Source organism: Streptomyces torulosus (assembly GCF_001419765.1).
GTDB lineage: Bacteria > Actinomycetota > Actinomycetes > Streptomycetales > Streptomycetaceae > Streptomyces > Streptomyces torulosus.
Map to the genome: position 1 here is coordinate 1 of NZ_LIRK01000372.1, position 7,866 is coordinate 7,866.

Below are 7,866 nucleotides of genomic sequence, written 5' to 3' on the forward strand. Positions count from 1 at the left end.
CTCCCGGTTGATCGCCGGAGGTGCCCACAAGGAATGAGTGCTGGACGCATGGTCTTACCCATCCATGGCAGTGTCAGTGAGAAGCCCTCGCTTCCCCGTGGCGCGGGGCAGCATGTGCTGGTCGTCGTGGACGTCCCGGACGCGGCCGAACTGCTCTGCACCACTCTGGAGTTGGCGGGATACCGGGTCCGTTCCGCGACGTCGGGGACGGAGGCGGTGGCGCGGCTGCGTGACCGCCGGTTCGACCTCGTGGTGCTCGATCTGACGCTGCCGGACCTCGAAGGGCTGGGCCGGGACCGTCCGCCCCTCGCGCACCGTCCCCCGGTGCTCTTCCTGACGGCGTACGACTCCCTCGGCAAGCTGCTGCCCGAACTCGGCCTGGGGGACCAGGACTACGTCACCAAGCCCTTCCGTATCGCCGAGGTCCTGGCCAGGGCGCAGATGCTGCTGCGCGCCGGAGGGCCGGCCCGGCGTGAGCGCCAACTGGCCTACCTCGACCTGGAACTGGACGGCTCCGCCTGTCAGGCGCTGCGCGCCGGGCGGGCGTTGAACCTCACCCCGGCCGAGTACCGGCTGCTGCGATACCTCCTGGTCAACGCGGACAAGGTGCTGTCGAAGGAGCAGATCGGCCGCTGTGTGTGGGGCGACTTCCATGGCGACAACGCGATCGAGCAGCTGGTCTCGCGGCTGCGCCGCAAAGTCGACCGGGACGGCCCGCCGCTGATCCACACCCGCCGAGGCTTCGGCTACTGGCTCGGCGGTGGTACGACCGGCCGGTCCGAGTGAACTCCCCCTTGGGGAAGTCGTGATCTGCGAAATCCTCGGCGGCGCGCACTGGGGTCCGTGAGCCCAGCGGTCACACCCGTTCGGAGTCGTCGTCCAGCCGGCTCGTCCTGGCCCGCAGCCATGCCGTCAGCCGGCGGACGCGTCCGTCCTGCTCAAGTGATGGACGGCCGAGGAGGTGGTAGCTGGTGCCGTCGGGGACGAAACCGAAGGGTGCGACGAGTTGTCCTCGCTCCAGGTCGTCGCGGGCGACGGCATACGGGGCGATGGCGACTCCGACTCCGGCCGCGGCGGCCTGGAGGGTCAGGTAGAAGTGCTCCAGGGTCTGCTGGGAGGCGGGCTCCGCCTGCAGGCCGGTGATACGCCGCCAGTCGTCCCACGCCTGCGGTCGTGTGCCGGTGTGCAGAAGAGTCACCTGCGACACTCCGGCGGCGCCGGTCAGGCGAGCCGCCAGTTCGGGTCGGCACACCGGGCCGATCCGTTCGGCGAACAGGCGGGTCCGGCTTGCCTCTTCGGGGAACGGGAAGTCGTCCCGGCGGATCGCGATGTCGATGTCGTCCCGCTCGAAGAAGACGGGGCCGCCGCCCGCGGACAGGTGGACGGCGACGTCCGGCACCTTCGCGGCCAGATCGGGGAGCCGGGGAATGAGCCATCGCATCAGGAGCGTGGGCTCGCAGGACAGAGTGAGCGGTCCTGCCGGTGCTCGGGGTGCGATCTGCCGGGCTGCCGCGTCGATCTGATCGAGCGCGTCCCGGACGACGGCCGCCAGCTGACGGGCCTGAGGGGTCGGATGCAGGGCACGCGTCCGCCGCTCGAACAGCGATGTTCCGAGGGACCGTTCCAGGTTCTGGATCTGTCGGCTCACCGCGCCGTGCGTGACATGGAGTTCCCGCGCGGCCGCGGTCATGCTCGCGTGCCGGACGGTGGCCTCGAACGGCAGAAGCGTGTTCAGAGGAGGAAGCGCCGACCATCGCATGAGTGAACTTTACTCACAGGTCTTGTGAGAAGGAATGGTTTGTCCTGGTCATTCAGCTGCATGACTATTGATCCGATCACAGAGAAGGCCGGCTTTCCGAGAGGTGGGGCATGACATTCCGCGACGACGTGCGGCGGGGGATCGCCATCCTGGCGGACGACCTCACCAGTGCGGGGGACGGTGCCGCGCCGTTCCGCCAGGCTGGTCACGACGCCCGGATCCTGCTCACCGCCCCAGCGAGCCCGCCGCGGCACGCCGTGGGTGTGACCGCGGTCGACCTCGGGAGCCGGATGCTGGACGAGGAGGCCGCCGCTTCGCGTACCCGACGGGCGGCCGACCTGTTCGCCGGCTCCGAGCTGCTGTTCAAGACGGTGGATTCCACCCTGCGCGGTCATGTCGCGGCAGAGGTCCGGGCCGCATGGGCGGGGTCGCGACGGCGGGCCGTCGTCATGGCTCCGGCCTTCCCCGCGGAGGGCAGGGTGACGGTGGAGGGCGTCCAGCACGTACGGGGCGTACCGGTCCACGAGAGCGACTACGCCCGCGACCCGGCGCACCCCGTGCGGTGCTCGGACCTCACCACGCTGTTCCCGGAGGCCGTGCTCGGGCGGCCGGACCGGGCAGCCGAGTTGCCCGAACTGATCGGGAACGGCGCTCTGATCGTCTGCTCCGCCACCGAGGACAGCGACCTCGACCGTCTGGTGGCATCGGTGCCACGCCTCGACGAAGTGCTGTGGGTCGGCTCCCCGGGCCTGGCCGCAGCCCTGGCCCGAAGGTGCGCACGCGCCACGGACACCGCTGCGTCACCGCCCGCCCCGGCCCGACGTCCACTGGTCGTGGTCGGCAGCACCAACCCGGCGACCCGACGGCAGTTGGTCGAGCTGCACGGCAGCGCGGACGTCCAAGGGGTCACCGTGGGCGTCGATCCGGCCGCCGCCGTGGAGACGTTGTGCGGTCTGACGGCCCCCGTCCTCACCCTGCGGACACCTGATGAACGCCACACGCCACAGACCGCCCAGGCGCTCGCCCACTCTCAGGCCGTCGTCGTCGAGGCGCTGGCCGAGGACCACACGGTCGACGCACTCGTCATCACCGGGGGAGAAACGGCCACGACCGTGCTCCAGCCCCTCGGCGCCACCGGCATCGACCTGATCGACGAACCCGAACCCGGCGTCGTCCGCGGATTGCTGACCGGTCGCCTCCCCCTTCCCGTGCTGATCAAGGCGGGCGGCTTCGGTGACGACGCCATGCTCCTGCGCCTGTGCCACCTCATCCGACATCGTCTCGCCCCAGGAGAGCACGCATGACCCCGATCGCCATCACCATGGGCGACCCCTGCGGAATCGGCCCCGAGATCACCCTCAAGGCGTGCGCCGACTCCCGGCGTACCGTGCCCGTCGTCGTCATCGGTGACATGGACGTCCTCGTCCGCGCCGACGAGATCGCCGACACCCGCCTCACCCTGCGCCCCATCTCGTCGGTCGACCAGGCGGAGTTCGCACCCGGCACGGTGGACGCCCTCGCCGAGGACGGCCTTCCGGCCGACCTGCCCTGGGGCACGCTCGACGCCCGCGCCGGAGCGGCGTCCTTCCGGTACGTCCGCCGCGGTATCCAGCTCGCGATGGCCCACGAGATACGGGCCCTGGTGACCGCGCCGATCAACAAGGAAGCACTGCGCCTGTCCGGCGTCCCCTACCCCGGGCACACCGAGATCCTCGCCGACCTGTCCGGCACCACGGACTACGCGATGATGATGGCCACCGACGAACTGCGGATCGTCCTGGTCACCGTGCACCAGTCGCTGCGCACCGCGATCGACGCGATCACCACAGCCCGCGTACTCGACATCATCCGCCTCACCCACCGCACCCTGCGGCGCGGCGGCCTGCCCGCGCCCCGTATCGCCGTCGCCGGCCTCAACCCTCACGCGGGGGAGAACGGCCTTTTCGGCCGCGAGGACCTGGACATCATCGCCCCCGCCATCGAAGCCGCGCGGAGCGAAGGCATCGAGGCCAGTGGACCCTGGCCCGCCGACACCGTCTTCATGCGCGCCCGGGCCGGAGCCTTCGACGTCGTGGTCGCCCAGTACCACGACCAGGGCCTCATCCCCGTCAAGTACCTCGGCATCGAGCACGGCGTCAACATCACCATCGGCCTGCCCTTCGTCCGCACCAGCGTCGACCACGGCACCGCCTTCGACATCGCCGGTCTCGGCACCGCCGACCACACCAGCATGCTCGCGGCCCTGACCCACGCCGACCGTCTGTCCTCCGGGGCACCGGACCACCCCTGACCCACGACTCACCTCAACCCCGGCACCAGAGAACCGAAGGACACCATGGACTTCATCTTCATGCTCACCCGCGACGACCGCACCGTCACCGACTGCCTCGAGGTCCTCGACACCATCGCGGACCTCGGCATCACCCACATCGGGTTCAAGGACATCGGCGTCGACTCCGACACTCTCGCCCAGCTCCACACCCGCCTCAAGGACATGGGTGCCACCACCTACCTCGAAGTCGTCAGCACCCACCGGGACCAGGCTCTTGCCTCGGTGCGGACGGCCGTCGAACTCGGCGTCGACTGGCTGATGGGCGGTACCTGGATCGAGGAGACCCTCCGCGTCCTGCACGGCACGTCCATCGGCTATCTGCCGTTCGCCGGGGAACCCCTGGGGCACCCCACCCGCCTCGCCGGCGACCCGGACCGCATCGCCGACGACTGCCGGCGAGCGGAGGCGGCTGGGTGCGCCGGCGTCGACCTCCTCGCGTACCGCGCCACCGATGCCGACCCTCTCGACCTGGTCCGTGCCGCCCGCGCCGCCACCATCGGCCGTCTGGTCGTCGCCGGCTCGATCACCAGCACCGCCCAGATACAGGCGCTCGCCTCAGCCGGAGTCGACGCCTTCACCATCGGCTCCGCCGCCTTCGACGGCTCCCTGCAGCCCCACGCCGGCACCCTCCGCTCCCAACTGGCCCCGGTGGTGGGCAGGGTCGTGGGCGAGGCGAGGTCGAGTCACGCGGCCATCGTTTGACCTCTTGACTCCCCCCTGAACCACCGCCATTATCTGTGCCAGATAATAGCACGGTATGCCACATTGTGGCACGGCATAGTGGGTGCTGGGGTGGATCCCCGAACCCGGGACGACCACGACCTTCGGGCCGTCACGGCCCGCCCGCTCCACGTCGCCATGAATCATCCTCATGCTCCGGGCCCAGCGTGCGGCCCGGAGATACGGAAGGAAAGTCCTGTGTCAGCTGCGAGGAAGCGCGTCGCGGTGGTCGGTGTGGGAACGATGGGCAGCCAGGCCGCCTGGCGGCTGGCCGGCCGCGGCGCCGAGGTCGTCGGCTACGACCGGTTCGCGCCCGGCCACGACCGCAGTGCCGCAGGCGGCGAGACCCGGGTCTTCCGCAGCGTGCAGACCCACGACGGCCGTTATGTGCCGCTCGTCCGGCACGCCGACGTCCTCTGGAAACAGTTGCAGGCGGAGACCGGGCGGGAACTGCGCCGACTGATCGGAGCCCTGGTCATGGGGCCGGCCGACGACCCCGAGATACGTACCGTCATGGACGGCATCGCCGAGCACGGTCTCGACCACGAGGTGATCGACGCCGAGGCGATGACGAAGCGTTTCCCGCAGTTCCGCGTCGACGACGGTGACCTGGTGGTCCTCGACTCCCACGCGGGGTTCATCCGCCCCGAGCTGACGGTCCAGACCGCGGCCCGGCGCGCCGAGGAGCTGGGGGCCCGGATCCGCCGCTACACGCCGGTGCGGGAAGTCACTCCCGTCGCCGGGGGAGGCGTTCTGATCCGCACCGACACCGACACCGAGCGCTTCGACGCCGCCGTCGTCACACCGGGCCCCTGGGTGGGCGACCTGCTGCCCGACCTGCCGTGGGAAGTGAACGTCTACCGTGCGATCAGTGCCTGGTTCCTGCCCCACGACGACCACCCGGCAGGCGCCGAGCGCCCCGCCTTCATCCGCTGCGGCGACACCCCCTTCTACGGCATCCCCTCCCCGGACGGCCTGGCCGTCAAGCTGGGCCTGCCCCAGCCGCACCACAAGCCCGTGGACGACCCCAACCGGTTGAACCGGACCGTCGCACCGGAAGAACTGGAGAGCTTTACCACGGCGGTGCGCCGCCACCTGCCCGGCCTGAACCCCGACCCGGTGCGCCTGTCCGTCTTCATGGAGGGCTACACCGACAGCACCCGCCCGCTGGTCGGCCCCCTGCCGGGCTGCGACGACATCGTCCTGCTGGCCGGCTTCTCCGGCCAGGGCTTCAAGGTCTCACCCGCCATGGGCGACATCGCCGCCGACCTCGCCCTTCAGGGCCGCACCTCCCAGCCGATCGACTTCATCACCACGACCGGCCGCGCCGCGGCCTGAGCTGGAACGAGGTAAGTCATGACTCTGACCATCGGCACGTTGCGGGCGGAGCCCGGCCGGAAGACCCGCGGGGTGCTGCCCGCCGACCTCGGCACCACGACGGTCGAAGTGCCCCTGATCCTCGTCAACGGATCGCGTCCCGGGCCCCGGGTCGTGATCACCGGTGGTGTCCACGGCGGTGAGTTCATCGGTGTCGACGCCACGACCCGCCTGGCCGGGCTGCTGGAGCCGGAGGAGGTGGCCGGGCAGGTGGTGATCTGCCCGGTCGCCAACCCTCCGGCCGTCTACGGCGGCAGGCTCAACATCTCGCCCCTGGACGGCGTGAACATCAACCGCGTCTTCCCCGGCGACCCGGACGGGGGCCCCACCGACCGGATGGCGGCCTGGCTGTTCGCGCACCTCGTCGACGGCGCCGACGCCTACGTGGACCTGCACAGCGGCGGCATCGACCAGCACCTGCTCGACTTCGTCGGCTACCGCCGCACCGGCGACACCGAACTCGACGCCAAGAACAAGGCCCTGGCCCACGCGGTCGGATACGAGCGGGTCATCTTCGGCACCAGCCCCGAAGGCGGCAACAGCCACGCCGCCGCCAACCGCCAGGGCATCCCCGCGATCCTCGTCGAGACCGGCCAACTCGGCGACCGGCACCCGGACACCGCACGCAGGCTCCTCGACGCCCTGCACCGGATCCTGCACCACCTCGGCGTCATCGAAGCGCCGCAACACCTCGCACCGGTGACCGTGCAGCAGCGCGACTGGATGTGGACAGGCGAGGTGGAATCTCCGGCCACCGGCCTCTGGTACCCGGACGCCGTCACCGGCGACGACGTGACCGAGGGACAGACCATCGGCCGCATCATCGACCCCGTCGACGGCACCGAACACAAGGTCTCCGCCGTTTCCAGCGGGACGATCATCTACCACATGAACGGGCTGACCGTGCGCCCCGGCACGCACCTCGCCGCCATCGCCATCCCCCACGACTGACGGGGTTCATGCCCGTACCTTCAGCCGCCCCCGTGCTTCGACACGGACATCGACCGGCGGCTGGAGAACGAAGCGGCCCGCCTGCCGCCAGGGTCCGCGACCTCGACCGATTCGCGAAGGAGACGGTCCGCTGTGGACGCCATCGACGAGAAGATCATCGCCGAGCTCACCCGCAACGCCCGCATCTCGCACTCCGATCTGGCCGGCAAGGTGCTGCTGTCCCGCAACGCGGTGCGCCAGCGCGTCGAACGTCTGGAGCGCCAGGGCCACATCGCCGGCTACACCATCGTCCGCGCGGGCCACGACACCGGCACGGTCGTCTCGGCGCTCGTACTCGTCTACCGCCAGGACCGCATGCGCGGCGGCGACGTCCTGGCCGCACTCAAACGCATCCCCGAGGTCGTCATCTGCGAGATCCTCAGCGGCGACTTCGACATCATGGTGCGCCTCGAAGCGGCCTCGCTGGAACGCGTACGGAGCATCTGGGAGGAGATCGCCAAGATGCCGGGCGTACGGGACACGGTCACGGCACTCACCCTGTCCAGGGTGGTCGATCGCCCACGGGGAGAGCAGGGGCCGACGGCAGCGGGGTGAGCTGCGCGGTGGCGTGGCGCGACCGAGCAGTTCACCCCGGGGCAGCGGGCACGGGCGGCCCAGCCGATGTGTGGGAAGGCGGTCAGCGGACCACTTCGGTGATGTGGTTGACGCAGACGACCTTGGGCTGGGT

8 protein-coding genes are annotated in these 7,866 nt (G+C 70.4%); 7 read left to right on the plus strand and 1 reads right to left on the minus strand.

The window, feature by feature from the left end; translation table 11 throughout:
• Window positions 1-48 precede the first annotated feature (48 nt).
• The gene (locus AOK23_RS25180; RefSeq protein ID WP_240496549.1) at window positions 49-786 is read left to right on the plus strand and encodes a response regulator transcription factor; all 738 of its coding nucleotides are present in this window, start codon (window positions 49-51) and stop codon (window positions 784-786) included.
• Window positions 787-856: 70 nt separating this feature from the next.
• On the opposite strand, the gene AOK23_RS25185 is transcribed toward AOK23_RS25180, so the two are convergent.
• Window positions 857-1,759 carry a LysR substrate-binding domain-containing protein gene (locus tag AOK23_RS25185; RefSeq protein WP_055714921.1) on the minus strand — a complete coding sequence of 301 codons (903 nt, stop codon included), beginning with the start codon at window positions 1,757-1,759 and terminating at the stop codon, window positions 857-859.
• A gap of 110 nt (window positions 1,760-1,869) precedes the next feature.
• On the opposite strand from AOK23_RS25185, the gene AOK23_RS25190 reads away from it, so the two are divergent.
• The 6 genes from AOK23_RS25190 to AOK23_RS25215 all read left to right on the plus strand — a co-directional run bounded on the left by AOK23_RS25190 (window position 1,870) and on the right by AOK23_RS25215 (window position 7,733).
• Window positions 1,870-3,063: a four-carbon acid sugar kinase family protein gene (locus AOK23_RS25190; protein ID WP_055714922.1), complete on the plus strand. Its 1,194-nt coding sequence runs from the start codon at window positions 1,870-1,872 to the stop codon at window positions 3,061-3,063.
• Entirely contained in the window at window positions 3,060-4,049 is a 990-nt protein-coding gene (gene pdxA, locus AOK23_RS25195) for a 4-hydroxythreonine-4-phosphate dehydrogenase PdxA (RefSeq protein WP_055714923.1), read from the plus strand. Before AOK23_RS25190 ends, pdxA begins: the two co-directional genes overlap by 4 nt.
• A gap of 45 nt (window positions 4,050-4,094) precedes the next feature.
• On the plus strand, window positions 4,095-4,793 hold the full coding sequence (locus tag AOK23_RS25200; protein ID WP_055714924.1) for a HisA/HisF-related TIM barrel protein: 699 nt from the start codon (window positions 4,095-4,097) through the stop codon (window positions 4,791-4,793).
• Window positions 4,794-5,009: 216 nt separating this feature from the next.
• Window positions 5,010-6,149 carry an N-methyl-L-tryptophan oxidase gene (gene solA / locus AOK23_RS25205; protein WP_055714925.1) on the plus strand — a complete coding sequence of 380 codons (1,140 nt, stop codon included), beginning with the start codon at window positions 5,010-5,012 and terminating at the stop codon, window positions 6,147-6,149.
• An 18-nt stretch (window positions 6,150-6,167) separates the two neighbouring features.
• Window positions 6,168-7,139 (plus strand): succinylglutamate desuccinylase/aspartoacylase family protein, encoded by a 972-nt coding sequence (locus AOK23_RS25210; RefSeq protein WP_055714926.1) that lies wholly within the window; start codon window positions 6,168-6,170, stop codon window positions 7,137-7,139.
• Between the two features lie 132 nt (window positions 7,140-7,271).
• Window positions 7,272-7,733, plus strand: coding sequence for an Lrp/AsnC family transcriptional regulator (locus tag AOK23_RS25215; protein ID WP_079049688.1), 462 nt, complete (start codon window positions 7,272-7,274; stop codon window positions 7,731-7,733).
• Window positions 7,734-7,866: the final 133 nt, after the last annotated feature.

Excerpts from the sequence above, each read along its gene's own strand:
- AOK23_RS25180 (WP_240496549.1), top strand. The coding sequence starts at position 49 with ATGGTCTTACCCATCCATGGCAGTGTCAGTGAGAAGCCCTCGCTTCCC.
- AOK23_RS25185 (WP_055714921.1), bottom strand. The coding sequence starts at position 1,759 with ATGCGATGGTCGGCGCTTCCTCCTCTGAACACGCTTCTGCCGTTCGAG.
- AOK23_RS25190 (WP_055714922.1), top strand. The coding sequence starts at position 1,870 with ATGACATTCCGCGACGACGTGCGGCGGGGGATCGCCATCCTGGCGGAC.
- pdxA (WP_055714923.1), top strand. The coding sequence starts at position 3,060 with ATGACCCCGATCGCCATCACCATGGGCGACCCCTGCGGAATCGGCCCC.
- AOK23_RS25200 (WP_055714924.1), top strand. The coding sequence starts at position 4,095 with ATGGACTTCATCTTCATGCTCACCCGCGACGACCGCACCGTCACCGAC.
- AOK23_RS25210 (WP_055714926.1), top strand. The coding sequence starts at position 6,168 with ATGACTCTGACCATCGGCACGTTGCGGGCGGAGCCCGGCCGGAAGACC.